The organism is Vibrio sp. SG41-7 (assembly GCF_014164465.1).
Lineage (GTDB): Bacteria > Pseudomonadota > Gammaproteobacteria > Enterobacterales > Vibrionaceae > Vibrio > Vibrio splendidus.
The window spans coordinates 1-24253 of the sequence record NZ_JACJFF010000021.1 but is presented as its reverse complement, the minus strand read 5'-3'; the positions used below and the strand labels follow the sequence as shown (position 1 = coordinate 24253).

The 24253-nt window shown below is 43.0% G+C and carries 25 protein-coding genes; 13 read left to right on the top strand and 12 right to left on the bottom strand.

What is annotated here, in order from left to right:
• Positions 1–342: 342 nt before the first annotated feature.
• Positions 343–2247 (bottom strand): molecular chaperone HtpG, encoded by a 1905-nt coding sequence (htpG, locus tag H5300_RS08255; protein WP_182795768.1) that lies wholly within the window; start codon positions 2245–2247, stop codon positions 343–345.
• Between the two features lie 269 nt (positions 2248–2516).
• On the opposite strand from htpG, the gene H5300_RS08250 reads away from it, so the two are divergent.
• From H5300_RS08250 to H5300_RS08240, 3 genes are all read left to right on the top strand, one after another.
• Positions 2517–3428 (top strand): transcriptional regulator, encoded by a 912-nt coding sequence (locus tag H5300_RS08250; protein ID WP_151417357.1) that lies wholly within the window; start codon positions 2517–2519, stop codon positions 3426–3428.
• A gap of 1 nt (position 3429) precedes the next feature.
• The gene (locus tag H5300_RS08245) at positions 3430–3945 is read left to right on the top strand and encodes a regulatory protein ToxS (protein WP_054547640.1); all 516 of its coding nucleotides are present in this window, start codon (positions 3430–3432) and stop codon (positions 3943–3945) included.
• Positions 3946–4093: 148 nt separating this feature from the next.
• Positions 4094–4414 carry a SelT/SelW/SelH family protein gene (locus tag H5300_RS08240; RefSeq protein ID WP_017090181.1) on the top strand — a complete coding sequence of 107 codons (321 nt, stop codon included), beginning with the start codon at positions 4094–4096 and terminating at the stop codon, positions 4412–4414.
• Positions 4415–4444: 30 nt separating this feature from the next.
• Here the strand turns inward: H5300_RS08240 and yfcE are convergent, their stop codons facing one another.
• The 5 genes from yfcE to H5300_RS08215 are packed head-to-tail and all read right to left on the bottom strand — an operon-like array spanning position 4445 to position 7307.
• Complete coding sequence (gene yfcE / locus H5300_RS08235) at positions 4445–4990, bottom strand: phosphodiesterase (protein WP_182795767.1); 546 nt, start codon at positions 4988–4990, stop codon at positions 4445–4447.
• Positions 4991–5037: 47 nt separating this feature from the next.
• Positions 5038–5445 (bottom strand): CBS domain-containing protein, encoded by a 408-nt coding sequence (locus H5300_RS08230; RefSeq protein ID WP_182795766.1) that lies wholly within the window; start codon positions 5443–5445, stop codon positions 5038–5040.
• Positions 5442–5792, bottom strand: coding sequence for a P-II family nitrogen regulator (locus tag H5300_RS08225; protein ID WP_004734245.1), 351 nt, complete (start codon positions 5790–5792; stop codon positions 5442–5444). The genes H5300_RS08230 and H5300_RS08225 overlap by 4 nt, the downstream gene beginning before the upstream one ends.
• Positions 5782–6576: a DUF1538 domain-containing protein gene (locus H5300_RS08220; protein ID WP_017090179.1), complete on the bottom strand. Its 795-nt coding sequence runs from the start codon at positions 6574–6576 to the stop codon at positions 5782–5784. Before H5300_RS08220 ends, H5300_RS08225 begins: the two co-directional genes overlap by 11 nt.
• Positions 6573–7307, bottom strand: a complete 735-nt coding sequence (locus tag H5300_RS08215) for a DUF1538 domain-containing protein (RefSeq protein WP_182795765.1) — start codon at positions 7305–7307, stop codon at positions 6573–6575. Before H5300_RS08215 ends, H5300_RS08220 begins: the two co-directional genes overlap by 4 nt.
• A gap of 350 nt (positions 7308–7657) precedes the next feature.
• Here H5300_RS08215 and H5300_RS08210 point away from each other — a divergent pair, with 350 nt between their 5' ends.
• The 5 genes from H5300_RS08210 to H5300_RS08190 all read left to right on the top strand — a co-directional run bounded on the left by H5300_RS08210 (position 7658) and on the right by H5300_RS08190 (position 12280).
• Positions 7658–8572, top strand: coding sequence for a TIGR01777 family oxidoreductase (locus H5300_RS08210; protein ID WP_182795764.1), 915 nt, complete (start codon positions 7658–7660; stop codon positions 8570–8572).
• 43 nt (positions 8573–8615) lie between these two features.
• A complete protein-coding gene (locus tag H5300_RS08205) occupies positions 8616–9443 on the top strand; it encodes an SDR family oxidoreductase (protein ID WP_104215956.1) in 828 nt (275 codons plus the stop codon).
• 396 nt (positions 9444–9839) lie between these two features.
• Positions 9840–10694 carry a co-chaperone YbbN gene (locus H5300_RS08200; RefSeq protein WP_004734250.1) on the top strand — a complete coding sequence of 285 codons (855 nt, stop codon included), beginning with the start codon at positions 9840–9842 and terminating at the stop codon, positions 10692–10694.
• 197 nt (positions 10695–10891) lie between these two features.
• Entirely contained in the window at positions 10892–11821 is a 930-nt protein-coding gene (locus H5300_RS08195; RefSeq protein WP_004734251.1) for an SPFH domain-containing protein, read from the top strand.
• Between the two features lie 3 nt (positions 11822–11824).
• Complete coding sequence (locus H5300_RS08190) at positions 11825–12280, top strand: NfeD family protein (protein WP_004734252.1); 456 nt, start codon at positions 11825–11827, stop codon at positions 12278–12280.
• Between the two features lie 36 nt (positions 12281–12316).
• Here H5300_RS08190 and cueR read toward each other — a convergent pair whose 3' ends face one another.
• From cueR to zipA, 5 genes are all read right to left on the bottom strand, one after another.
• Positions 12317–12712, bottom strand: a complete 396-nt coding sequence (gene cueR, locus H5300_RS08185) for a Cu(I)-responsive transcriptional regulator (RefSeq protein WP_182795763.1) — start codon at positions 12710–12712, stop codon at positions 12317–12319.
• 589 nt (positions 12713–13301) lie between these two features.
• The gene (locus H5300_RS08180) at positions 13302–14648 is read right to left on the bottom strand and encodes an OprD family outer membrane porin (protein ID WP_182795762.1); all 1347 of its coding nucleotides are present in this window, start codon (positions 14646–14648) and stop codon (positions 13302–13304) included.
• Positions 14629–14784 carry a DNA ligase gene (locus tag H5300_RS27885; RefSeq protein ID WP_259397657.1) on the bottom strand — a complete coding sequence of 52 codons (156 nt, stop codon included), beginning with the start codon at positions 14782–14784 and terminating at the stop codon, positions 14629–14631. Before H5300_RS27885 ends, H5300_RS08180 begins: the two co-directional genes overlap by 20 nt.
• Positions 14785–15172: 388 nt before the next feature.
• Positions 15173–17185: an NAD-dependent DNA ligase LigA gene (gene ligA, locus H5300_RS08175; protein ID WP_102453302.1), complete on the bottom strand. Its 2013-nt coding sequence runs from the start codon at positions 17183–17185 to the stop codon at positions 15173–15175.
• A gap of 92 nt (positions 17186–17277) precedes the next feature.
• Positions 17278–18324, bottom strand: a complete 1047-nt coding sequence (gene zipA / locus H5300_RS08170) for a cell division protein ZipA (protein ID WP_017091372.1) — start codon at positions 18322–18324, stop codon at positions 17278–17280.
• Positions 18325–18553: 229 nt separating this feature from the next.
• Here zipA and cysZ point away from each other — a divergent pair, with 229 nt between their 5' ends.
• The 5 genes from cysZ to crr all read left to right on the top strand — a co-directional run bounded on the left by cysZ (position 18554) and on the right by crr (position 23541).
• Positions 18554–19312 carry a sulfate transporter CysZ gene (gene cysZ, locus H5300_RS08165; RefSeq protein WP_182795761.1) on the top strand — a complete coding sequence of 253 codons (759 nt, stop codon included), beginning with the start codon at positions 18554–18556 and terminating at the stop codon, positions 19310–19312.
• Between the two features lie 223 nt (positions 19313–19535).
• A complete protein-coding gene (gene cysK, locus H5300_RS08160; protein WP_017079444.1) occupies positions 19536–20504 on the top strand; it encodes a cysteine synthase A in 969 nt (322 codons plus the stop codon).
• A gap of 302 nt (positions 20505–20806) precedes the next feature.
• Positions 20807–21064 carry an HPr family phosphocarrier protein gene (locus H5300_RS08155; protein WP_004734263.1) on the top strand — a complete coding sequence of 86 codons (258 nt, stop codon included), beginning with the start codon at positions 20807–20809 and terminating at the stop codon, positions 21062–21064.
• A 136-nt stretch (positions 21065–21200) separates the two neighbouring features.
• Positions 21201–22925 (top strand): phosphoenolpyruvate-protein phosphotransferase PtsI, encoded by a 1725-nt coding sequence (ptsI, locus tag H5300_RS08150; RefSeq protein WP_017079443.1) that lies wholly within the window; start codon positions 21201–21203, stop codon positions 22923–22925.
• 106 nt (positions 22926–23031) lie between these two features.
• The gene (gene crr / locus H5300_RS08145) at positions 23032–23541 is read left to right on the top strand and encodes a PTS glucose transporter subunit IIA (protein ID WP_004737851.1); all 510 of its coding nucleotides are present in this window, start codon (positions 23032–23034) and stop codon (positions 23539–23541) included.
• A 599-nt stretch (positions 23542–24140) separates the two neighbouring features.
• Here crr and H5300_RS08140 read toward each other — a convergent pair.
• On the bottom strand, positions 24141–24253 hold a 113-nt coding region (locus H5300_RS08140; RefSeq protein WP_259397661.1), incomplete at its 5' end, for a flagellin.

Here is a 24253-nt window from a genome sequence, read left to right as displayed (position 1 = left end):
CCCGCCTTTCTGGTTTAATTGAGGTCAAACAAGAGAGGTTAGGTAACAACTGAGGCTAAGCACAACTGTAAACAGAAGCAAAACGGTAAGTTTCGGTATAACGTTTAAAAATCATACAACTGGAGACGATAGGTTCATAGTACCAGCTGATTAGGTCGAGCATTCTATCACATTAATATTCAATTTGGCTGAAATTAAGACTAAAGAATGTATCGACAGCGTTTGCGTTCGTCTTGTTAGCAACTTTAGCGATATTTCGATGAAGTTAAGCGACGTTCATAAAAAAAGCCCGCATTCGCGAGCTTTTATTCATAATTATGGGCTTAGCCCAAAGTCGAAAGACTAACGTTTTGTCAGCAGTTCGTTGATTGCACCTAAGAATTGTGACGGATCTTCCATTGAGCCCTTTTCAGCCAGCATAGCCTGGCCAAGTAGTAGCTCAACCCAGCGACCAAACGCCTGTTCGTCCCCTTCATCAGCCATTTGTTTAACTAGCGCATGCTCAGGGTTAATCTCAAAGATGTACTTAACTTCAGGAGCAGCTTGACCCGCCGCTTCGAGAAGTTTAGCCATTTGAGTGCCCATCTCGAAATCATCGGTAACAACAACAGCTGGCGTGGTTGCAAGCTTGAATGTCGTGCGAACCTCTTTAACACGATCACCTAGGTAAGATTGAGTGCGCTCAACAACAGATTTGAACTCTTCTTCTGCCTCTTTTTGCTTCTCTTTCTCTTCTTCACCTTCGAACTTGCTTAAGTCTAAGCCCGCTTTGGTGATCGATTGGAACTGCTTACCATCAAAATCAGTCAAGTAGTTCATTACGTACTCATCAATACGATCGTACATTAGAACCACTTCGATACCTTTTGCTTTGAACTGCTCCAAATGCGGGCTGTTCTTAGCGGCAGCGTAGTTATCTGCTGTTAGGTAATAGATCTTGTCTTGACCTTCCTTCATGCGTTCAACGTAAGACACTAGGCTGATAGCTTGGTCAGCAGAATCAACTTCCGTTGATGAGAAGCGAAGTAAACCAGCGATTTTTTCTTTGTTCGCCATGTCTTCCGCTGGGCCTTCTTTCAGTACTAGGCCAAACTCTTTCCAAAACTCCAAGTACTTATCGTTGTCATTCTTCGCCATGCGCTCAAGCATTGTCAGGACACGCTTAGTACATGCGCCACGAAGAGACTGAGTTACCTTATTATCTTGCAGGATTTCACGAGACACGTTCAGTGGTAGATCGTTTGAGTCAATCAAGCCGCGAACGAAACGCATGTAAGATGGCATGAACTGCTCTGCATCATCCATGATGAATACTCGCTGTACATAAAGCTTAAGGCCGCTCTTATGGTCACGATTCATCATATCCCAAGGTGCTTTAGCTGGGATGTAAAGTAGGCTTGTGTAGTCGTTCTTACCTTCAACTTTGTTATGGCTCCACGTTAGTGGATCAGCAAAGTCGTGAGATACGTGCTTGTAAAACTCCTGGTACTCTTCTTTCTCGATATCAGACTTGTTACGAGTCCAAAGCGCTTGAGCCTTGTTAATCTGTTCCCAATGTTTCTCTTCGGTGTCTTTACCTTCGTCATCTTTAACCGCAGTTAAGATAGAAACAGGGATACCGATGTGATCAGAGTATTTACCAATGACTTCACGCAGACGCCATTCATTTAGGAATTCTTTACCGTCTTCGCGCATATGAAGAATGATATCAGTACCACGAGACTCTTTAGTGATGTCTTCGATGGTGTAATCACCTTCCCCTGCAGAGTGCCACTGAACAGCTTCATTACTCGCTAGACCTGCTGCACGTGTGCGAACCGTTACCGCGTCTGCAACGATGAATGCAGAATAGAAACCAACACCAAATTGACCAATCAATTGAGAGTCTTTGCTTTGGTCTTCAGACAGCTTTGAGAAAAAATCTGCAGTACCCGATTTAGCAATCGTACCTAAATGCTCAATAACGTTGTCGCGGCTCATGCCGATGCCGTTATCAGAAATCGTTAAAGTATTGGTTTCAGCGCTAAAAGATAATTTTACGCCTAGGTCTGCATCACCTTGGTAAAGGTCACCGTTTGACAAGGCTTGGAAACGAAGCTTATCAGCCGCGTCAGATGCGTTAGAGATCAGCTCACGTAGGAAGATTTCTTTATTTGAATACAGTGAGTGAATCATTAGGTGAAGTAGTTGTTTTACTTCAGATTGAAAGCCACGAGTCTCTTTATTTTGCGTTGCTGTTTCGCTCATTTTTACTCCAAAACATCTATACTTTATGTTGAATACCATAGGGGCGTAACACTTGATGCCACTCTTATGTTCATTAACATGAGGATGACAAATGTAAATTCAAGGTCAAAAATCATAAAAACACTGTTTTTTTGATCTGTTTTTATTATCCTTGAGCCTGATAAATATAAAAGAACATAAAAGAAGCCATGATTTGGTGAAGAATTAACGGAACTTCACCTGAGATTTGTCTATTTCGCACTCAAAATCATCCAAAATAGAAGAATTCAATGAGCAATATCGGCACAAAGTTTATTCTCGCACAGCGGTTCGTATTCGATCCAAATAGCAATTCACTTGTTGATCAAATGAGCGACGGCGAAGTCGTGCGCCTTGGCAGCAATGAAAGCCGCATTCTCCTGATGCTGTCAGAAAGACCCAATGAAGTTATCACTCGTAATGAATTGCACGAGTATGTTTGGCGAGATCAAGGCTTTGAGGTTGATGACTCAAGCTTAACGCAAGCAGTTTCGACCCTGAGAAAGATGCTCAAGGACTCAACCAAATCTCCAGAATTCGTAAAAACGGTACCTAAACGCGGTTACCAATTTATTGCAACCGTTGAACGCTCTGCACCACTTTCATCAAATGATCAGCCAGCAGCGGCTGAAATTGCAGAAAATGACGTAGAACCTATCTTAACGTTTGCAACGCCTACAATGACCGAAGAAGCAATGACTGAAGCTGTCGAGCCCGAGTCAATTACAAAGTTTCAAGAAACCAAAGTTGAAGTGGAACCAGCAGCAACACCAACTGCGACCCCGGTTAAAAGCACCAATAAGTGGTTAGCGTTTTCGTTATTGCTTGCGGCTTTCATCATGCCAATTCTGGTTTTAACGTTTACTAACCCCGCAGAATCCGAGTTCAGAACATTGACTGAAGTGAATGGTGTAAAGATTCAAACCCCAATCAATCACCCTGATCTCAGCAGTTGGCTACCAGCGATAGAGAAGTGTGTAATGCGTTACAACACCAATCACACTGGTATGTTGAAGCCAACAGAGGTGATTGCAACAGGTGGACAAACCAACAACCTTGCCCTCAACTACATTCACCCGCAAGATTACTCTAGCGAAAATATAACCCTAAGAATTTACGCAAATCAGTCAGATGTAAACGACATTTGTAACGGTGGTCAGTAACATGAAATTAAAAGTATCGATTATTTTACTGGTTCTATCTGCATTCTTAAGTGGTTGGTTATATTGGGGCAGCGATGCAAAAGTAGAGCGCTTGCTCACTCAGCATGAATGGCAATCGAAAATGGTGACTCTGATTAGCGACAACAAGCAAGCTGATTCAATCGGCCCGCTTCGTAAAGTTGAATTGTCATCGAATGCGAAATACCTACCAAATGGTACGTACCTGAGAATGTCAGTGGTTAGGCTGTACAGCACTCAAACTGCACCTGCGAATGTGATCAACATATCAGAAACAGGTCAGTGGGATATTAACGATAACTATTTACTGATTTCGCCAACGGAGTTTAAAGATGTAACTTCGGCTGAGCGCCAAGACTTTTCGGAAGAGCAACTCGAACTTATCACTCAAGTGATTAAGATGGATGCAGAGCAAAGCCGACGCATTGATATTATTAATCAGAAAGCACTGCTGCTCACTAGCTTAAATCACGGTTCTACCGTTTTGTTCTCAAACTAAAACTGGTTCCAACTAAAACTCTGCAGTTATTTTTGTATAAAAATAGCTGAATACCATTAAACGGTAAACCAATAGAAAAGGGGCATGATGCCCCTTTTTTGTTAGCCGTTGGTATCAAATTACGGATGTAGCATTTTAAGGATGAACTATGAATACGGATCAACCAAATCTGACGCCAGCTAAAGAGACAGCAACAAAAGCGACAATCGCAATACACTATTGCCGTCAGTGTAATTGGATGCTTCGTTCTAGTTGGTTATGCCAAGAGCTGCTGCATACCTTTAGCGAAGAAATTGAACAAGTGAGCTTGCATCCAGACACCGGAGGCAGGTTCGAAATCTTTTGTAATGGTGTGCAGATTTGGGAAAGAAAAGCAGATCAAGGTTTTCCAGAAGCGAAAGTTCTGAAGCAAAGAGTGCGAAACATCATTGCTCCAGACAGGGACCTCGGCCACGTAGACTCAAAGTGAGCCTTTTCTAACGCCGCCGATTGAGTTTATTTAAAGCTCGCCACTCACAATTACGTCACCTTCAAGGCTAATGACTTTAAAGGTATTATTTTCATAGATGCCATGGCTCGCTGCGTAACCATCTCGTGGGAATGTCACCGAACTAGGGTTAAAGATAAAGATATCATCTTGGTATTCGGCAACTGGAATATGAGTATGCCCATGGGCAATAATATCACCCGCTTTTAGTGCTGGTCGTTTAGTGGTGTTATACAAATGACCATGGGTTAGAAAGATACGCTGACCTGATTCCAATAACACCCATGAGTAATCCATCATCATTGGAAAAGACAACAGCATTTGATCCACTTCACTGTCGCAGTTACCACGAACGGCGATGATCTCTTGAGAAAACGCATTCAACTTCTCTGCAACCGCCGGTGGGTTGTATCCTTCTGGAATCGGATTTCTTGGCCCATGATTCAGAATGTCACCCAATAGCACTAAATATTGCGCACCAGACGCTTGGTAGAGTTCTAATACCTTTTCTGTTGCTGGCAGCGAACCGTGTAGGTCTGAAGCAAAAAATAATTTCACACGTACTTCTCCATAAAATTTATGAGCCTATTGTACGTATCTAAATGCTACACGTCATCTCTCGCCATACCGTTGATCACGATATTATTGTAACTAACCATACCGACTATCTTGTGATCACGAACTACTGGCGCGCGACTGATACCAAAGCGTTCAAACAGGCGAGCGCAATACTTTACGTTCATCTCAGCAGACACGCTTAGCGCTGGCTTGGTCATGATTTCATAAACATTGGTTCGCTTCGGAGATCGATTTTTAGCCAACACTTTCTTTGCTATATCATTCATCAACACGATACCGTACTCGTCATCCTCGTGGCGTTTATCGACAATGATTGCCTTCACTTTGTGCTTTTTAGCCATCTCTATCGCTTCAAACACCGTAGTTAGCCCATCGATAATCACATACGTATTGGCCATGACATCGCCTACTCGGATCTTTTCACTGGTACTCATAGCTCATCCTCCACAACCTTTGTTAACGTCTCAACTTGATGCGCAACGCCGACTGCATCTTCCACATCTATCTGTACTGCAATACCCTGTCCCGATTCTTGGTCAAACTCCCCCACTTCACTAATTCTTTCAAGAATATGCCTTGCTAGATGCTCCTCAACGACAAACAGCAGCACATCTTTTTGCACCTCTAATGTTAATCCGAAGAAGGTGCGCTTTTGGTTTAAGCCCTGCCCTCTGGCATTATTAATCACGGTTGCTCCGGTTGCGCCCGCATCACGCGCGGCATCGAGCACAATGTCGGTTTTGCTCTCTTCTACAAACGCTAGGATAAGTTTAAAGCGCATCTTTGCTCTCCTTAGAGGTGTGTAAACGGTTTAACCATTGGGTTATTTGGGCGTAGCTCATCACCGAAATGATGGGGAACAAACTCGCAAAGGCGATTAAGCCGAAACCGTCTATTACTGGATTTCGTCCCGGTACAGTTGAAGCAAGCCCTAATCCAAGAGCCGTCACTAAAGGTACAGTCACGGTAGATGTCGTAACCCCGCCTGAATCGTAGGCCAATGGAATGATCAATTTGGGGGCGTAAAAGGTTTGAATCACCACAATGACATAGCCACAAATAATGTAGTAATGAATAGGATCGCCCGCAACAATACGGTAACTACCCAATGAGATACCGATGGCAACGCCTAATGCCACAGCGATTCTCAGTCCGTTAACACTGATACTGCCACCGGATACTTGGTTTGCCTTAATCGCTACAGCAATCAAAGAAGGCTCGGCTATCGTGGTACTAAAACCAATACAAAACGCAAACAGGTAAACCCAGTAATAATCAAACCAAGCCAATGAAAGACCAGAGCTGATCTTAAACTCAGTCAAAAAGCTTGGTTCGGTGAGTTGCATTGCCATCGTCTCCCCTAGAGGGAATAACGCGAGCTCCAACCCCATCAAAAAGAGTGATAAGCCAAGAATGACGTAAAAGAAACCGATGAGCACTTTGGCAAGGTTATTGACAGGCTTACGCAGTACCGCTAACTGAAAACCGAAGATGATCACCGCAATCGGAATCACATCCATCACAGTGCCTAGAAAGGTGTCGATAAATTGCTGCACACTGATCATGTCACCACCATCCCGTACACCATGACAAACATCATCGGCAGAAGTGAAGCAAAGGCGATCAATCCAAAGCCATCAATCATCGGGTTTCGTCCTTTAATCGCCGAGGCTAAACCCACCCCTAATGCGGTCACTAACGGAACGGTGATCGTCGATGTTGTGACACCGCCAGAGTCGTACGCAATCCCAATAATGTTTTCAGGGGCGAAAGCGGTGAGCACCACGATTCCAATATAACCACCGATGATCATGTACTGAATTGGCCAGCCTTTTAAGATCCGAAGTACTCCTAATAGAATGGCAATACCGACCGATAACGCCACGGTGAAGCGCAGCCCATCGGCATATTGTTCCCTTTCATCTAAAGAGTTGGGAATAACACCACCTTCAGCTGCAACTTCTGCTGCTTCAGCAGCCACTGCGGTTAACGCGGGTTCGGCAATGGTGGTACCAAAACCTAAACAGAAAGCGAAGGTCAATAACCAGAACACGCTCCCTTTTCTGGCAAATGCTTGCGCCATCGATTCGCCAATCGGGAACAACCCCATTTCAAGGCCAAAGATAAAGAAAGTCAGCCCAAAGACCACCAACACTAAGCCAGTTAGAATAGACAAAAGATGAGGGAGTGGCTCTTGCAAAACAGCAAGCTGGAAGAAAGCAATCACCGCCACGATCGGCAAGAGATCCCTTAGGCTACCTAACATGGCTCGAAACAAAGCAAGCACTGCCGTCATCGCAACTCCTAGTCATTGAAATTGTGTCTGGTTATTAATTACTAATAATCATGACAAATCCTTATCATTCCTTATGTGACAAATATTACGCAGTTGGTAACATATCGGAGTAAAGTGCATAAATGTGATAGCGGTATATACCCAAGTAACCTCAAGATGCGTGGCTCAGCGAGAGTTGCCTAGTTTGCAAACGAGCTAGGTGGATTTAATTTCACTCCTGAGTAAATTGCATAAGGCGTAAATTAGGTATCACACGATTGAAACCAACTGATCGTTATAGTGATTTTTTCGTATTGATTGGCGTTCAAAAACAAGCCATGTCTATAATTATGTTTAATAGGGAGATTGGTATGAAGATATTGTTAACGGGTGGTACGGGATTTATTGGTTCTGAATTGGTCAAAAGCTGGAATACTGACGACGTGACATTGTTGACGCGGAGCCCCGAAAAAGCGAAGCAAAACCTAAATCATCTGAACCAGAATAACCTTCATTACATTCAATCTCTTGATGAACTCAGCGATCTCAATGACTTCGATGTTGTGGTCAATCTTGCTGGCGAATCGATCGCTGACAAGCGTTGGAGTGCGGAGCAAAAAGAGAGGATCTGCAATAGCCGCTGGCACATTACCGAAAAACTGGTCGAGTTAATTCATGCCAGTAGCAACCCACCGGAGGCTTTCATTAGCGGTTCGGCTGTAGGTTACTATGGCGATCAACAGCAACACCCATTTGATGAATCACTACAAGTAGAAGACGACAGTTTTCCTCACAAAGTCTGTGCTCATTGGGAAGAGATAGCCAAGAGAGCACAATCAGAAAGCACACGCGTGATACTACTACGAACAGGTATTGTACTTGGTGAAAATGGCGGTGCGCTCAAAAAGATGCTTATGCCGTACAAACTCGGAGTTGGTGGGCCGCTAGGTTCAGGCGAGCAATACATGCCTTGGATTCACATGCTGGATATGGTGAGAGCCATCAACCACTTATTGTCGATTCCTCATGCTCAAGGGGAATTTAATATGTGTGCCCCGCACCCCGTCACCAACAAACTTTTCAGCAGCACACTCGCCAAACAACTACGCCGACCGCATTTCTTGTTCACGCCTAAGTGGGCAATGTCGCTTCTGATGGGTGAATCTTCTTGTCTCCTCTTTGACAGCATTCGTTCTAAACCAAAGAAGCTCACTGAAATGGGATTTATCTTTAGTTACTCAAGAATCGAACCGGCACTAAAAAACTTGTTACAACATCAAGACTAATTCTTTACTCTAAAGCGATAGAGACTCTAATAAAGGATTAAGTGTGAACAAGTCGATTCTTATCACTGGTTGCTCAACAGGCATTGGCTATACATGTGCTCATGCACTTCAAAAACGCGGCTTTCATGTCATTGCATCTTGCCGTGACCCACAAGATGTTCAACGCCTTCAAGATGAAGGCCTCACTTGTATTCAATTAGATCTTTCCAACCAAGAGAGTATCGAGAATGGCGCCAAGCTTGCGATTGCACTCGCACCTAACGGATTGTATGGGTTATTCAATAACGGCGCTTACGGTCAAGCAGGCGCGCTAGAAGACTTACCGACCCAGGGGCTCAGAGAGCAATTCGAAACCAACTTCTTTGGTTGGCATCATCTTGTTTGTCAGATCCTCCCGCACATGCGCGAACGTGGTGAAGGCCGAATCGTGCAAAACAGTTCCGTATTAGGTTTTGCCGCAATGAAATATCGTGGCGCTTACAACGCTTCAAAGTTCGCGCTAGAAGGCTGGACAGATACGTTACGTTTAGAACTGCATGGCAGCGGTATTCATATCTCGTTATTGCAGCCAGGTCCAATAGAAACCCAATTTAGAAATAATGCCCTGAAAGCCTTCAATAAATGGATCACCATTGCTGGCAGCGCTCATCAAGAAGCTTATCAACAACAAAAAGACCGACTCGAAAAAGAATCATCGAACAACGCTTTTGTTCTTCCGCCTGAAAGTTGTGTTGAGCCAGTTTATCACGCACTCACCGCAGAGAAACCAAAGCTAAGATACCGAGTTACGACCCCGACTAAAGTGTTCGCGGTATTGAAAAGGATTCTGCCGAGTCGCTGGCTAGACCCTATTTTGAGAAAAGCTGCATAATTTTCTAACTTTGAATGCACAGTCGCAAACTTTAATGTAACGATGTAATTTTTCCGTAACAATAAGATGTCATGATTTATCCTATCTCATCAATTACTCTCAATTGGTGAATCTAATCTGGATATTTCATGACTTTAAACCGCCTTAATTGGGTAGGTGTGAGTGTGGCGATTACGTTGTTTATTCTGTTTTGAGTATCTCACGCAATATCTCACTGACCACCTCAATGATTACGCTATGCCTTCTATGTAGAGATAAACATCCTACCAACATCGAAGCATAGCGTTTTTTTATTTTTGTCTCTTTTTATCTGAGATACCCCAGTTAGATCTTGAAGTTACCGACTTATCCCCCCATATTTGCAACGTATCCATAAACAAACCTCAAGGAACGTAAATGCAATCTCCGCATATTGTTGAACTTAATGAGCAGAACTTTCGTCAAGTATTAGAAGGTTCGATGCAGACCCCTGTACTCATCCAATTTTGGGCACCAATGAGCCAAGAGAGCGCCCAAGTCATTCCTGAACTGCAAACATTAACTCAGCAATACAATGGCGCTTTCACCTTAGCCTTATTGAACTGCGAGCAAGAGCAAGCCATTGCTAGCCAATTTGGGGTTCAAGCACTACCGACTATTGCACTGTTTGTTAACGGTCAGCCTGTCGATGGGCTTGGTGGCCCTCAGAGCTTAGAAGCCATTGTTGAAATGCTAAACAAGCACCTTCCTAGCCAAGATGAACTTGCATTACGTCAAGCTCTAGAGCAAATGCAAGCAGGTGAGCACACACAAGCACTGGCAGCAATGCAACAACTTCCAGCTGCGCTAACAAGCAAAGGCGAAGTAAAACTGGCGATTGCAGAGTGTTTGTTAGAAACGCAACAGTTTGATCTTGCTGAAACTCAACTAGCCACCATTCCTCTTGAGTACCAAGACAACTACTACAAAGGCTTAGTCGCGAAACTTGAACTTCACAAGCAAGCAGCAGACAGCCCTGAAATACAGGCATTAGAAACCGCTCTTCAGCAAGACCCGAGTGACGCTAAGACTGCCTCTGAGTTAGCATTGCAATATCACCAAGTGAACCGCAACGAAGAAGCGATGGAGCTGTTGTGGTCTTTCCTAGCAAAAGATCTAAATGCTTGCGATGGCGATATGAAAAAAGAGTTCATGGACATCTTAAGTGCGCTTGGGCAAGGAAACCCAGTTGCCAGTAAGTACCGTCGACAACTGTACTCTCTGCTTTACTAACAAAACCCTAAAATCGTTAGATTAAACATCGAAAACTGATAATTTAATCAATTAGTTTATCGAATGAAACAATATAAAATGGGCCATAAAATCAATATTTTATGGCCCATTTCTCGTTTATAAATTTGCTCAGAATTTAAATATGAGCCAGTATCAATAGTGAACTATCAAAAACTTAAATTTGCAAAGGATTTTGTATGGCTATTGATACATTGATTACTATTGGCGTCTTTACTGTCGTCGCACTACTGTTCATTTTCGCTGGTGTCAAAACCGTTCCACAGGGCAACAACTGGACAGTAGAACGCTTTGGCCGCTATACACAGACACTCAAACCAGGCCTAAACCTGATCATTCCATTTATCGATAAAGTCGGACAACGCATCAGTATGATGGAACGAGTTCTCGATATCCCAGCTCAAGAAGTCATCTCCAAAGATAATGCTAATGTCATGATTGATGCTGTCTGCTTCGTACAAGTTATCGATGCACCGAAAGCGGCTTATGAAGTAAATGACCTTGAGCATGCGATCCGTAATTTAACCCTCACCAATATCCGTACTGTACTTGGCTCTATGGAGCTGGATGAAATGCTTAGCCAGCGTGACATGATCAATACCAAGCTGCTAAATATCGTGGATGAAGCAACTAACCCATGGGGCGTAAAAGTTACTCGTATCGAAATCAAAGATGTACAGCCCCCAGCTGATTTAACCGCCGCAATGAATGCCCAGATGAAAGCTGAGCGAAACAAACGTGCCGACATTTTATCGGCTGAAGGTGTAAGACAAGCTGAGATCCTAAAAGCGGAAGGTCATAAGCAATCAGAAATCTTAAAAGCGGAAGGTCAAAAGCAAGCAGCCATCCTGCAAGCAGAAGCTCGTGAGCGTGCAGCAGAAGCAGAAGCAAAAGCGACAGAAATGGTCTCGACAGCCATCGCTCAAGGTGACATGCAAGCGGTCAATTACTTTATTGCACAAGGTTACACCGACGCACTGAAGTCTATTGGCCAAGCTGAAAACGGCAAGATAATCATGCTACCACTCGAAGCGACTGGCCTAATGGGTTCTGTTGCAGGTATCGCAGAGATGTTTGCACAAAGCAACGACAAGGGTAGTAAGGACTAACTTATGTTCGAGTTACTAGAGCAAGTAAACCACTGGCATTGGTTAGCATTTGGTCTAGCGCTGCTAGCCCTAGAGCTGGTTGGTACTGCTGGTTACTTTTTGTGGATAGGCATATCTGCCATGTTGGTCGGAGCGCTATTAGGCGCGCTACCAATCGGTTGGCAGATGCAATGGTTGTCCTTTGCGAGTTTTTCACTTATCACCACTTGGTTGTGGTGGAGAAGACAACTATCTAATGACAAGCAGTCAGACGCAGGGCGAGAGCTAAATCAAAGAGAAAAACAACTTGTAGGGCAAACAACTCGAGTCGACACTGACATTCAAAAAGGCAAGTGTCGCATCCGTCTAGGTGATACTACGTGGTCAGCTGTTAGTGCTCAGGACTTAGAAGCAGGCACAGAGGTGATTGTCACTGCTGTAGATGGCATAGTATTAACGATTACTCCAACTAAAGAGTAATTCAAGCATTCCTTATTAAAGCCATAAGTAACCAAATTATGGCTTTTTCTCTACAAGTGAATCAATGATCGGGCAATGGCTATTTGAATCACCAGGGCACTGTTCAACCCACTCCTTCAATGTATTCTGAATTGCCAATAAATCTTCTATTTTTCTGTTCACTTCGTTTAGTTTGCTTTGCGCTTTTGCTTTAACATCGGCACTTTCTCGGCATGGGTTGTCGGCTAATTCAACGAGCGCACGACACTCATCAAGCGAAAATCCAGCACTTCTCGCCTTTGCAACGATCCCAAGCTCTTTAATCTGCTTAGGCCCATAGGTTCTGTAGCCATTTTCAGAGCGTAAAGGGGCAGTAATCACTCCTTTGTCTTCATACAAACGAATAGACTTAGGTGATAACAAGGTAAGCTTTGCGACTTCACTTATGTTCATAATATTACTCAAGTAAGTAATGAATAGAGATCACTTTGAAGCATATAACTTATCTTCAAACACCTATAGATTTATGTCATTTAAACAAATGATATTAGAACCAATATAATGGCCGAAAATAAAGTCTGCTGTTTATAGGCATTTTACGGGAAATTATGTAAATAGCTTAGTTTTTTCTACAAAGTCGAACACCATTTATCAATAAGTTACTGATTGAATGATTAAAATAGGTCCTTGTTATTTTTAATAGAAAATTTTTATATTACTTTGACCTTTCATTGGCCTTATACATAATTGAGTATTAAGCATGGCGTTTAAATGCGATTTGTTTTATTTTTGGTAATTAAAGAAGGACGAGTATCATGAAGCTTTTAACGGTAACTCTAACATTTATAGTTAGTTTGTATTCCGCCTCAATACTAGCAAATGGAGCTAGTGGCGGTCGAGCTCTAGACAATGAGATCAAGTGTGAACTTCCTAACGGAGTTGTACAATCATTACCGCCAACTTATTGCAAAATGTATGATGGAAAACCTGTATAAAAAAAAAGCTACGATATTTATCGTAGCTTTTCCTTCAGTTTTGTAGCTTAGAAGAATGAGAATGGTGCAATTACGATGAAACGTAAGTCTTGCTCATCACGATCTTCTTTGCCGTCAAATGGGTCACGCTCAAGTTGAGTAGCATGTAGCTTGAATAAAGTACCTTTGAGAGCACCGCTAGAAACAGAATAAGTTATATCACCGTTAATTGCGTACTCACTTTCATAAGAGAAACCAGCTACGCTTTCATCAGCTCCAGTCCCGTAGCCAAAGCCTAAATTAAAGCCCCAACCCGTACCAGTGTCGTATGACAAGCGATTGTACCAAGCCACTTCACCAGGCATGTTCCAATCAGATAGTGCATCCCACCAATAAAAACCACCTTGATTTGAACCGTATCTAGCCATTGTACGTGGTGCAAATTCACCCATACCTGCATCTGCATCAAGCTGAGTGTATTGTACTTGGGATAGCCAAGATACTTTGTCTGTCAACGACCAATTTAAAGATAGACCGTGGTGAGCTGCGAAACCGTTATACATCTCATCATCATCAACACCGTACATATTGTAGCCGACTTTAATCGAATCGTTTACAGCATAACTAGTGTCAATTTTATACGAGAAGTTATCTTGATCATCTGTACCATAGTTTACGTCCAATGCCTGACCAATACCTACGCCATATGTTAAGTCACCAACTGAACCATTTAGGCCGACAGAGTGCAGGTAGCTAAATTGTTGGTTGTACCACGGTTCAGTTGCATCTTCCGAGTTAATTAGCCATGGTGCAGAATGATCATCTGTACCCATATAGCCCAATGTCATTCCATTGTCTAAAGTTGTAGACACTTTAAAACCGCGGTATGTGCCAGGTACAAAGCTCCATACATTACCAATTGTACCAACACCACCTTGGATGAAACCTACTTGAGCATCTGTTTTTTCACCAAGTTTTAGTTTAATTGCAGCTGTCGTAACTTTAAAGTTACTGCTTCCATCAGTCCAGTCACCAGACTGACAGATTGAGATTTCATTACACAGCTTATTGCCGTCAGCATCTTCAATACTATCGTTGTAAATATCACCTGAGAAATAACCACCCAGATCAATACCCACAGTATCTTTATGATAACCGGAGTTAAAGTTCATCATCAGGTTATATGAAGAGTAGTTCAGTCGCGTTTCGATATCGCCGTCAGCGTTAGCACGACCTCTATATCTAGTATCTACAACTGCAGCACCGGTAAACGTAGCATCATGAATAAAGTTATCGACTGCCTCAACATAACCATCACCAACGGCATTAGCCTCTGACGCAAGCACTGGAGTTGCAGCGATAGCACCTACCATTGCAGCTGCTAAAGCAGATACTTTAAAAAATTTGTTTTCCATGGAATAAAACTCCTAAAAATGGACATAGCTGTTTGAATATTCCCCACCTAAAGTTGGCCGCCGTAGAGAGAAATACCTTTTCTTGTTTGAGAACCCTAAACTCTGAATTCTCTATTTCCTTTCTGGTTATGCACATCGTGTGCATCCATGGTATTAAGACTAACTTCGCTCTAAAAAATATCAATGAGAACTTAATTTTCATCTAAAAAAATATGAGTCAGTGCAAATTTAGCAGGTACTTAGTGATCCAGGTCGATAAATAGAAAAAACCTCACAAAATAAAATAAAGACCAACAAATTCAACACTTTAATGGAACTTTAAATTTATAAAGATAGATATGACTCGCAATTATTGTACAACTAGAATGGTATTTCATTAATGTTGAGCAGCGTCACTGTCCTAGTTTTAGAGTTCGTATAGGAACAAAATTCTCAACAATTAAAAAGGCATCTAATTTGTAGCAGACACAAAAAAAGCACTCCCTTTAAAGGAGTGCTTTTGAGCTTTTTTTACCTTGGTTTACTTACGAAATAAGTGCAATTAGATCTTCTTCTGTTCTTATTTCGATACCTAAATCTTGTGCTTTAGTCAGTTTAGAACCAGCGGCTTCACCAGCGAATAAGATATCCGTTTTCTTAGACACGCTACCAGTCACTTTTGCGCCTAAAGCCTGCAAAGCGGCTTTCGCTTCACTGCGTCCTAATTTAGACAGTGAGCCCGTCAACACGACCACTTTGCCTTCTAACGGTAGCTCTTGGTCATCTGCAACAGCTTCGATTGTAGGCCAGTTAACACCAAGCTCTAGCAACTGCTCGACTACGGCTCTGTTTTTCTCCTGCGAGAAGAAGCTCGTGAGGTGACTTGCTACGATGTCGCCAATATCTGACACTTCAACCAACTGTTCATGAGTGGCAGCTTGAACCAACTCCAACGTCTTAAAGTGCTGAGCTAAGTTCATAGCCGTCGCTTCACCCACTTCGCGAATCCCTAAAGAATAAAGAAAACGGGCTAATGTAGTGTCTTTGGCTTTATTCAGCGCACTCACTACATTCTGTGCCGATTTAGGCCCCATACGGTCAAGAACCGTAATCACGCCAGCGCTTAACTTAAAGAGATCGGCTGGAGTTTCTACCATTTCACGGTCTACAAGCTGCTCTATCACTTTTACGCCAAGACCATCAACATCCAGCGCCTTTCGTGACACAAAATGCTTAAGCGCTTCTTTACGTTGTGCCTGACAGACTAAGCCACCAGTACAACGCGCTACAGCCTCTCCCTCAACGCGCTCTACTGCAGAGTTACATACTGGGCAAGCATCAGGGAATACAATATCTTTTGCCGACTCAGGACGACGATCGAGTACCACAGCTACAATCTGTGGAATAACATCACCAGCACGACGAATGATTACGCTGTCTCCGACCTTCACACCTAGGCGAGCAATCTCATCAGCGTTGTGCAGCGTGGCATTACTTACCGTCACACCACCAACAAAGATAGGTTCTAGTTTAGCGACTGGCGTAATTGCACCTGTACGACCCACCTGAAACTCAACATCGTTAAGTAACGTAATCTCTTCTTGAGCAGGAAACTTGTATGCAATAGCCCAACGAGGCGCTCGAGCAACAAAGCCAAGCACTTCTTGAGCCGCGATATCGTCGACTTTGATAACAACGCCATCAATCTCGTAAGCCAACGCATCACGACGAGTCATAATATCTTGGTAATAGGCTTTCACGTCTTCAAGAGAGGTCAGTTGCTTAGTCTCAGGGCACATAGGTAAGCCCCAACCTTTCAGCTGTAAAAAGCGTTGATAGTGACTATTTGATAGCTCAGCGCCTTGTACAACACCGACACTGTATGCGTAGAAAGCCAATGGACGTTTCGCTGTAATACGAGAATCAAGCTGACGTAGGCTACCTGCAGCGGCATTACGTGGGTTAACAAAGACTTTCTCGCCTTTCTTCAACGCCATCTCATTCAACTTATCGAACCCCGCTTTTGGCATAAACACTTCGCCACGAACTTCAATACGCTCTGGCCAGCCTTCACCTTGCAACTTAAGTGGGATAGAGCTGATAGTACGCACGTTTTCAGTGATGTTTTCGCCAGTAGCGCCATCACCACGCGTTGCTGCCTGAACTAAGGTGCCATTTACATAGAGTAGGCTTACCGCTAAGCCATCAAGCTTAGGCTCACAACAGAAAGTCTTAAGATTGGCCATTGGCGCTCTATCAGACATACGCTTATTAAACGCATCCAAATCTTCATCAGAGAATGCATTATCCAGAGAAAGCATCGGGATCTCATGAGCCACTTGAGTGAAACCATCGAGAGGCTGACCACCGACACGTTGGCTCGGAGAATCCACCGTCACAAGCTCTGGATTCTCTTCCTCGATCTTTAGCAACTGTTGCATTAATCGATCGTACTCGACATCAGGGATCTCAGGGCTATCTTCTACGTAATAACGAACGGCATGATAGTGCAGAGTTTCTCTTAACTGCTCTAAGGTAACTTGAATCGATTCTTTCATATCATTCTCTGTCGTGATTGAAATATCAAAAAGGGCTCCCTTAGGAGCCCTTTTCTATAAATATAGATTATTTACAAGGCTAAACAATATGGCTAGGCATTCGTAGCCGTCATAAAGTCTCTGATTTGCTTACGGTAGTCTGACAAACGATTGGGCGTCATTAAGTTACGTGACTCGTCCAAAACGTTTCCGCCCATATCATCAGCAATTTTCTGAGCTGCACTCAGCATTACATTGAAGTTCTGATCAGCTTGACCGTAACAAGGCAGCGTCATGAAGAACGAAATACCTTTCGTTGTAAAGTCGGCGGGATCATCATGTTCTAGAGTTCCGGGCTGCATCATGTTCGCAACACTAAAAATAACTTTTGGCTCATCGCTAGATTGTGCAAAGCAATGGTAGATAGACATCTCACCATAAGTTAGGCCGTTATTCTCCATACTACGGAAAAGTTCAGTCCCTACGAATGGGATTTCTCCTGCACAGTGAACATTAAGAACAATCACTTCTAAGCCAAGTTCTTCATCTGGCTTAGCTTCTTCAACAGGCGATGCACTTTGTGGAGCAACGACCTCTTTCGAAACAAGCGGTTCACTTGGCGTCAATGATTCACTAGGAACGAGTGGCTCGGTAACAACCGAATCAGAAGCTTCTTCAAACGAACCGCACTGCTCTTGAAAACCAGCATGACTTTCTTTTTGCTCGTCAGTCAATTCAAAGCTTGGAACCTCTGGCTCAGCGGCCTCTTTTATGTCTTCAGGTTCACTCTCGATCTGAATTGGTTCTTCTTTGACACTGAAAGAAGGAAGATCATTCAATTCGATGTCGTCTTCGATAACTTCTTTCGTTTGTGGCGCAGTAAGTGGATCTGAGTCAATCAGCGGATCAGTCTCAGATGGTGAGACTGCAAAATCCGGCTCTTTACGCTCTTTTCGGATTATCTCAAAATCATCTTCTGGGGCGAATGAACGGTTTGGGATCGTTTCTGCTTCATCTAAGCTGTCGTTATCAAGCTTACCAAGCGGCTTATCTCCAAACTTTGCTTTCCCTTCTTTTTTACTCGTCCATAGACCATGGAACAATAATGCGGCGATAGCTAATGCGCCAACAATAATGAGTACAAATCGCAATTCCTGCATTTTTCGCTCTCAGCTTTCTTAGTCGACTAGCTATAAACACGCTGTCACTAAGTTGGGTTAATTTGGCTAATCTCACTACTCTATCAAAAGTAGCCACTGTTTTAGAACAACTTAATACAATTAGTTCCTTACATGGTGTGATTTTCGCCACGCTTTTTTTCTTAATTTCGGTCGAGTACACTAGGGATGTTTGCTATTTAACCAAATTCACATGTGACCTAATTTAAATATGACTATTGAATCTATTCCACGCTCAGGCTTTGGCTATTTTATTTTCGGAATAAAAATCGCTTTATCACCGAGTATTCGTAAGTTTGTTTTACTTCCACTCATCGCTAACGTGTTACTCGTTGGTGGTGCTTTGTTTTATATCTTTTCCAACCTCAACATTTGGATTGAGGGCTGGATTGGCGCATTACCAAGCTTTTTGTCGTGGTTGTCATACATTCTATGGCCACTACTTGTGTTAACCGTCTTGGCCACGTTTTCGTATTTCTTTAGTACGCTCGCTAACTTCATTGCCGCACCTTTCAATGGGTTGCTCGCAGAAAAGGTAGAAGAGCTACTCAGTGGCAAAAAAGTGAATGACGATGGTTTGCTGGATGCACTCAAAGATACTCCACGTATTTTAGCGAGAGAATGGCGCAAGCTTGTCTACATTCTGCCAAAAGCGATAGGTTTATTCCTACTTTTGTTAATTCCAGCACTAGGACAAACCGTTGCACCGTTTTTATGGTTCATTTTCACAGCATGGATGTTAGCGATCCAGTACGCCGACTATCCATTTGATAACCACAAAATCAAATTTGATGATATGAGAAACAATTTGAAACAAAAACAAGGTAAGAGCTACAGCTTCGGTGCACTTGTGTCTGTTTTCACAACGATTCCAATTTTAAATCTGATCGTCATGCCAGTTGCCGTCTGCGGCGCTACTGCAATGTGGGTTGCTGAGTTTAAAGACCAAGCTCTGCGTTCTCGTCTATAACCTTCATTCTCTCTTTAACAACGCCTATCTTTTTGAAGTTCTGAACACAATAAAGATAGGCGTGAACTCTGCTACATATCTATATGATATAACTTTTTAATCCTTTTACTTTTTTTTCAACTTGTTTAATCTAAATTCAAGCTAAACAAACATCGAAAGACACTAGACGGTAAAGTGATTGATATACTACGTTTAGTTCTGTCATTAAATGAAGGAATATCGCATGAGCAAGATCTACGAAGACAACACCCTAACGATTGGTAACACACCGCTAGTCCGCCTTAACAAAGTAAGCAAAGGCAACGTTCTAGCTAAGATTGAAGCTCGTAACCCAAGCTTCAGCGTTAAGTGTCGTATCGGTTCAAACATGATCTGGGAAGCAGAAAAAGCAGGAACTTTAAAACCAGGTATCGAGCTTGTTGAACCTACCAGTGGTAATACAGGTGTTGCTCTTGCATTCGTAGCAGCCGCTCGCGGTTACAAGCTAACGCTAACGATGCCTGAGTCAATGAGCCTAGAGCGTCGTAAGTTGCTTAAAGCACTAGGTGCAAACTTAGTACTGACTGAAGCACCAAAAGGCATGAACGGCGCGATAGCTAAAGCAGAAGAAATTGTCGCTTCAGACCCAGAAAAGTATCTGCTACTTCAGCAATTCAACAACCCAGCTAACCCACAAATTCACGAGAAGACAACTGGCCCTGAAATTTGGGAAGCAACAGATGGCGAAATCGATGTATTTGTCGCTGGCGTAGGTACCGGCGGTACGCTTACTGGTACAAGCCGTTACATTAAAGGCGAGAAAGGTAAAGCGATCACTTCAGTAGCGGTTGAACCAGCAGAGTCTCCAGTGATTGCACAAGCGCTTGCTGGCGAAGAAATCAAACCAGCTCCACACAAAATCCAAGGTATTGGTGCAGGCTTTATCCCTGGAAACCTAGATTTAGACCTTATCGACCGTGTAGAGCCAGTAACTTCTGAAGAAGCGATTGAGATGGCTCAACGCCTAATGAAAGAGGAAGGTATTCTTGCGGGCATCTCATCTGGCGCAGCGGTAGTAGCGGCGAACAGAATCGCGGAACTACCTGAATTTGCAGGAAAAACCATTGTCACCGTACTGCCAAGCTCTGGCGAACGTTACCTAAGTACAGCCCTATTTGCAGGCATCTTTACGGAGAAAGAGAACCAACAATAATATGTGGTCAAATCAATTTTTCGTCCAAAAAAGCCCCATTTAGGGGCTTTTTTGTTGATCCCTGCCCCACCTTTGGTAATATCGGGTCTGTTTTATTTTTCGCTTCAAAATAAAAGAAGCAATAAACAAATTCTGAAAGTCATGAGTACTCAACAAAAGACGACCATGGCTGGATAAAAATTTATAACCAGTCTAAGTTCTAACACGAACATGGCGTACTAGCCTCTAGCGCATTTGGGCTAAAGCAGTTAAGCTAATCTGGTTACAAACTTACAAAAAATAAATTAATTGGGGTATATAAAATGTACGAGAAGCAAGTAGAAATCACAGCAGAAAACGGCCTTCACACACGTCCAGCTGCACAGTTCGTTAAAGAAGCAAAATCTTTCGATGCTGACATCACAGTGACTTCTAACGGCAAAAGCGCTAGCGCTAAAAGCCTGTTCAAACTACAAACTTTAGGCCTAGTAAAAGGTACTAACGTAACTATTTCTGCTGAAGGCCCTCAAGCTCAGCAAGCAGTAGACCACCTAGTTGCTCTTATGGATCAACTACACTAATACGGTCTCCTTCTTTCAAAGCCATTTTGCACAGCAAAGTGGCTTTGTTCGAAATAGATAGCGATAAGCGCGACATTAGTCGACGACTTAAAGTCACACATTCTCCCGTTTACAGTTGAACAACTAAGGTAAGGCTATGATTTCAGGCATCCTAGCATCTCCTGGTATTGCTTTCGGTAAAGCACTACTACTTCAAGAAGATGAAATTGTCCTAAACACTCAATCTATCTCAGACGATCAAGTTGAAGCAGAAGTTCAGCGTTTTTTTGACGCTCGTAACAAATCTTCTCAACAACTTGAAGTTGTAAAGCAAAAAGCACTTGAAACTTTTGGCGAAGAAAAAGAAGCAATCTTTGAAGGCCATATCATGCTGCTTGAAGATGAAGAGCTAGAAGAAGAGATTTTAGCACTCATCAAGAAAGACAAAATGCACGCAGACAACGCGATCTACACAGTGATCGAAGAGCAAGCTGTTGCACTTGAGTCACTTGATGATGAGTACCTAAAAGAACGTGCGACTGATATCCGTGATATCGGTACTCGCTTCGTTAAAAATGCATTAGGCATTAACATTGTGTCTCTAGCAGATATCAATGAACAAGTTATCCTAGTTGCTTACGACCTAACGCCATCTGAAACTGCACAAATCAACTTAGACTACGTTCTTGGTTTCGCTTGTGACATCGGCGGTCGTACATCTCATACATCAATCATGGCACGTTCACTTGAGCTTCCAGCTATCGTAGGTACTAACGATATCACTAAGCAAGTTAAGAACGGCGACATGCTTGTGCTAGACGCGATGAACAATAAGATCATCATCAACCCTTCTGACGCTGAATTAGCAGAAGCTAAGAAAATCAAATCTGATTTTGAAGCAGAAGCGGCTGAACTAGCAAAACTTAAAGACCTACCAGCTATCACACTTGATAACCATCAAGTAGAAGTTTGCGGCAACATCGGTACAGTTAAAGACTGTGACGGTATCCTGCGCAACGGTGGCGAAGGTGTTGGTCTGTACCGTACTGAATTCCTATTCATGGACCGTACTGCACTTCCTACTGAAGAAGAGCAATACGTTGCTTACAAAGAAGTAGCTGAAGCAATGCACGGTGAGTCAGTGATTATCCGTACTATGGATATCGGTGGCGATAAAGATCTACCATACATGGATCTTCCACAAGAGATGAACCCTTTCCTAGGCTGGCGTGCAGTACGTATCAGCTTGGATCGTCGTGAAATCTTACGTGACCAACTACGCGGCATTCTTCGTGCATCTGCACACGGTAAGCTACGTATCATGTTCCCAATGATCATTTCTATCGAAGAGATCCGTGAACTGAAAAAAGCAATCGAAGAGTACAAAGTTGAACTTCGCGCTGAAGGTCATGCTTTCGATGAAGACATCGAAATTGGCGTAATGGTTGAGACTCCAGCAGCTGCTGCAATCGCACACCACCTTGCTAAAGAAGTGGCTTTCTTCTCTATCGGTACTAACGATCTAACGCAATACACTCTTGCAGTTGACCGTGGTAACGAGATGATTTCTCATCTTTACAACCCACTGTCTCCAGCGGTTCTTCTTGTAATCAAGCAAGTAATCGATGCTTCTCATAAAGAAGGCAAATGGACAGGTATGTGTGGCGAGCTAGCAGGCGATGAGCGTGCAACTCTACTTCTTCTTGGTATGGGTCTAGATGAGTTCTCTATGAGCGGTATCTCTATCCCTAAAGTTAAGAAAGTAATCCGTAACTCTAACTTCGCAGAAGTTAAAGCTATGGCTGACGAAGCGCTATCTCTACCTACAGCTGCAGAAATTGAAGCTTGCGTAGAAAAATTCATCGCTGAGAAAACTCAGTAATCACCAAGAGCTTAATAAAGTTAGACGGCTAAAAATAGTCGTCTAATTTGTTAGATTGGTATAGTATATTCTACAGAATAAAACTAAACGTTAGGAGCATGACACAATGGGTCTGTTTGACAAACTGAAAAAGCTTGTATCTGATGACAGCGCTGATGCTGGTGCAATCGAAATCATCGCACCTCTTTCTGGTGAAATCGTAAACATCGAAGACGTGCCAGATGTAGTTTTCGCTGAAAAAATCGTTGGTGACGGCATCGCTATCAAACCAGCTGGCGATAAAATGGTAGCTCCAGTTAACGGTACTATCGGTAAGATCTTCGAAACTAACCACGCATTCTCTATCGAGTCTGACGACGGTGTTGAGCTTTTCGTTCACTTCGGTATCGATACTGTTGAACTTAAAGGCGAAGGCTTCACTCGTGTTGCTGAAGAAGGTCAATCTGTTAAAGCTGGTGACACTATCATCACTTTCGACCTAGCGCTTCTAGAAGAGAAAGCGAAATCTACGCTTACTCCAGTTGTTATCTCTAACATGGACGAAATCAAGGAGCTGAACAAGCTTTCTGGTTCTGTAACTGTTGGCGAAACTCCAGTTCTTAAAGTAACTAAGTAATTTCGATTACTTAACTGCTTTAATAAAAACGCTACCTAAGGGTGGCGTTTTTTGTGCCTGCTATATTTGTTCAATACCTCAGATAGGCATTACTGACTATCACACCGAAACCCTTCTCCTAGTTCCCTCAACCAATGACAACTACACTGACCGTTTATCCCCTGCTATCCGACCTAGTTTTTTACTAAACGTTGTTAAGCGCTATTCAAGGCATTTCGCCTATACATCAAATTACACTTGTGAATTTTAACAAACAGGGATCTCTGATATCTCGTTCTACTCGATTCTGAGATGACGACTACAGACTTCGATTCAGGTAGGCAATAAGTCAAATACCTCTCTATAGCCGTCATTCCCTACAGTGAGGAACGAGCGTGACAGGGAATCTCGCTTTTGCGTCTGCTTACCAGCACTGCACTTTTCCAGATACACCTTCGCCAAATAACGGGCAATAAAAAACCCAGCCGAAGCTGGGTCTGTTTAGCGCTCATCTCTCACCACGAGCTAATTTGTGGAAGCCTAACGTTAACGTTTATGATCAACAACGCTTATGATCAACAGCGCTTATAACCAACGTGGCAACGTGGCCTTTCAATCGATTAACCTAGTAGGCTAAGTGCCGAGTTCGGAGCTTGCTTCGCTTGAGCAAGAATCGAGCTTGAAGCTTGAGAAAGGATCTGAGACTTAGTCATCTGAGTCGTTTCTTTCGCGA

What these genes read in the sequence shown, in the direction of transcription:
- H5300_RS08155 (WP_004734263.1), top strand. Translation starts at nt 20,807, where the DNA reads ATGTACGAGAAGCAAGTAGAAATCACAGCAGAAAACGGCCTTCACACA.
- H5300_RS08245 (WP_054547640.1), top strand. Translation starts at nt 3,430, where the DNA reads ATGAAATTAAAAGTATCGATTATTTTACTGGTTCTATCTGCATTCTTA.
- H5300_RS08195 (WP_004734251.1), top strand. Translation starts at nt 10,892, where the DNA reads ATGGCTATTGATACATTGATTACTATTGGCGTCTTTACTGTCGTCGCA.
- htpG (WP_182795768.1), bottom strand. Translation starts at nt 2,247, where the DNA reads ATGAGCGAAACAGCAACGCAAAATAAAGAGACTCGTGGCTTTCAATCT.
- H5300_RS08225 (WP_004734245.1), bottom strand. Translation starts at nt 5,792, where the DNA reads ATGCGCTTTAAACTTATCCTAGCGTTTGTAGAAGAGAGCAAAACCGAC.
- H5300_RS08200 (WP_004734250.1), top strand. Translation starts at nt 9,840, where the DNA reads ATGCAATCTCCGCATATTGTTGAACTTAATGAGCAGAACTTTCGTCAA.
- H5300_RS27885 (WP_259397657.1), bottom strand. Translation starts at nt 14,784, where the DNA reads ATGTGCATAACCAGAAAGGAAATAGAGAATTCAGAGTTTAGGGTTCTC.
- zipA (WP_017091372.1), bottom strand. Translation starts at nt 18,324, where the DNA reads ATGCAGGAATTGCGATTTGTACTCATTATTGTTGGCGCATTAGCTATC.
- H5300_RS08230 (WP_182795766.1), bottom strand. Translation starts at nt 5,445, where the DNA reads ATGAGTACCAGTGAAAAGATCCGAGTAGGCGATGTCATGGCCAATACG.
- cueR (WP_182795763.1), bottom strand. Translation starts at nt 12,712, where the DNA reads ATGAACATAAGTGAAGTCGCAAAGCTTACCTTGTTATCACCTAAGTCT.
- cysK (WP_017079444.1), top strand. Translation starts at nt 19,536, where the DNA reads ATGAGCAAGATCTACGAAGACAACACCCTAACGATTGGTAACACACCG.
- H5300_RS08190 (WP_004734252.1), top strand. Translation starts at nt 11,825, where the DNA reads ATGTTCGAGTTACTAGAGCAAGTAAACCACTGGCATTGGTTAGCATTT.
- H5300_RS08240 (WP_017090181.1), top strand. Translation starts at nt 4,094, where the DNA reads ATGAATACGGATCAACCAAATCTGACGCCAGCTAAAGAGACAGCAACA.
- H5300_RS08220 (WP_017090179.1), bottom strand. Translation starts at nt 6,576, where the DNA reads ATGATCAGTGTGCAGCAATTTATCGACACCTTTCTAGGCACTGTGATG.
- H5300_RS08210 (WP_182795764.1), top strand. Translation starts at nt 7,658, where the DNA reads ATGAAGATATTGTTAACGGGTGGTACGGGATTTATTGGTTCTGAATTG.
- ligA (WP_102453302.1), bottom strand. Translation starts at nt 17,185, where the DNA reads ATGAAAGAATCGATTCAAGTTACCTTAGAGCAGTTAAGAGAAACTCTG.
- cysZ (WP_182795761.1), top strand. Translation starts at nt 18,554, where the DNA reads ATGACTATTGAATCTATTCCACGCTCAGGCTTTGGCTATTTTATTTTC.
- crr (WP_004737851.1), top strand. Translation starts at nt 23,032, where the DNA reads ATGGGTCTGTTTGACAAACTGAAAAAGCTTGTATCTGATGACAGCGCT.
- H5300_RS08215 (WP_182795765.1), bottom strand. Translation starts at nt 7,307, where the DNA reads ATGACGGCAGTGCTTGCTTTGTTTCGAGCCATGTTAGGTAGCCTAAGG.
- H5300_RS08250 (WP_151417357.1), top strand. Translation starts at nt 2,517, where the DNA reads ATGAGCAATATCGGCACAAAGTTTATTCTCGCACAGCGGTTCGTATTC.
- ptsI (WP_017079443.1), top strand. Translation starts at nt 21,201, where the DNA reads ATGATTTCAGGCATCCTAGCATCTCCTGGTATTGCTTTCGGTAAAGCA.
- H5300_RS08180 (WP_182795762.1), bottom strand. Translation starts at nt 14,648, where the DNA reads ATGGAAAACAAATTTTTTAAAGTATCTGCTTTAGCAGCTGCAATGGTA.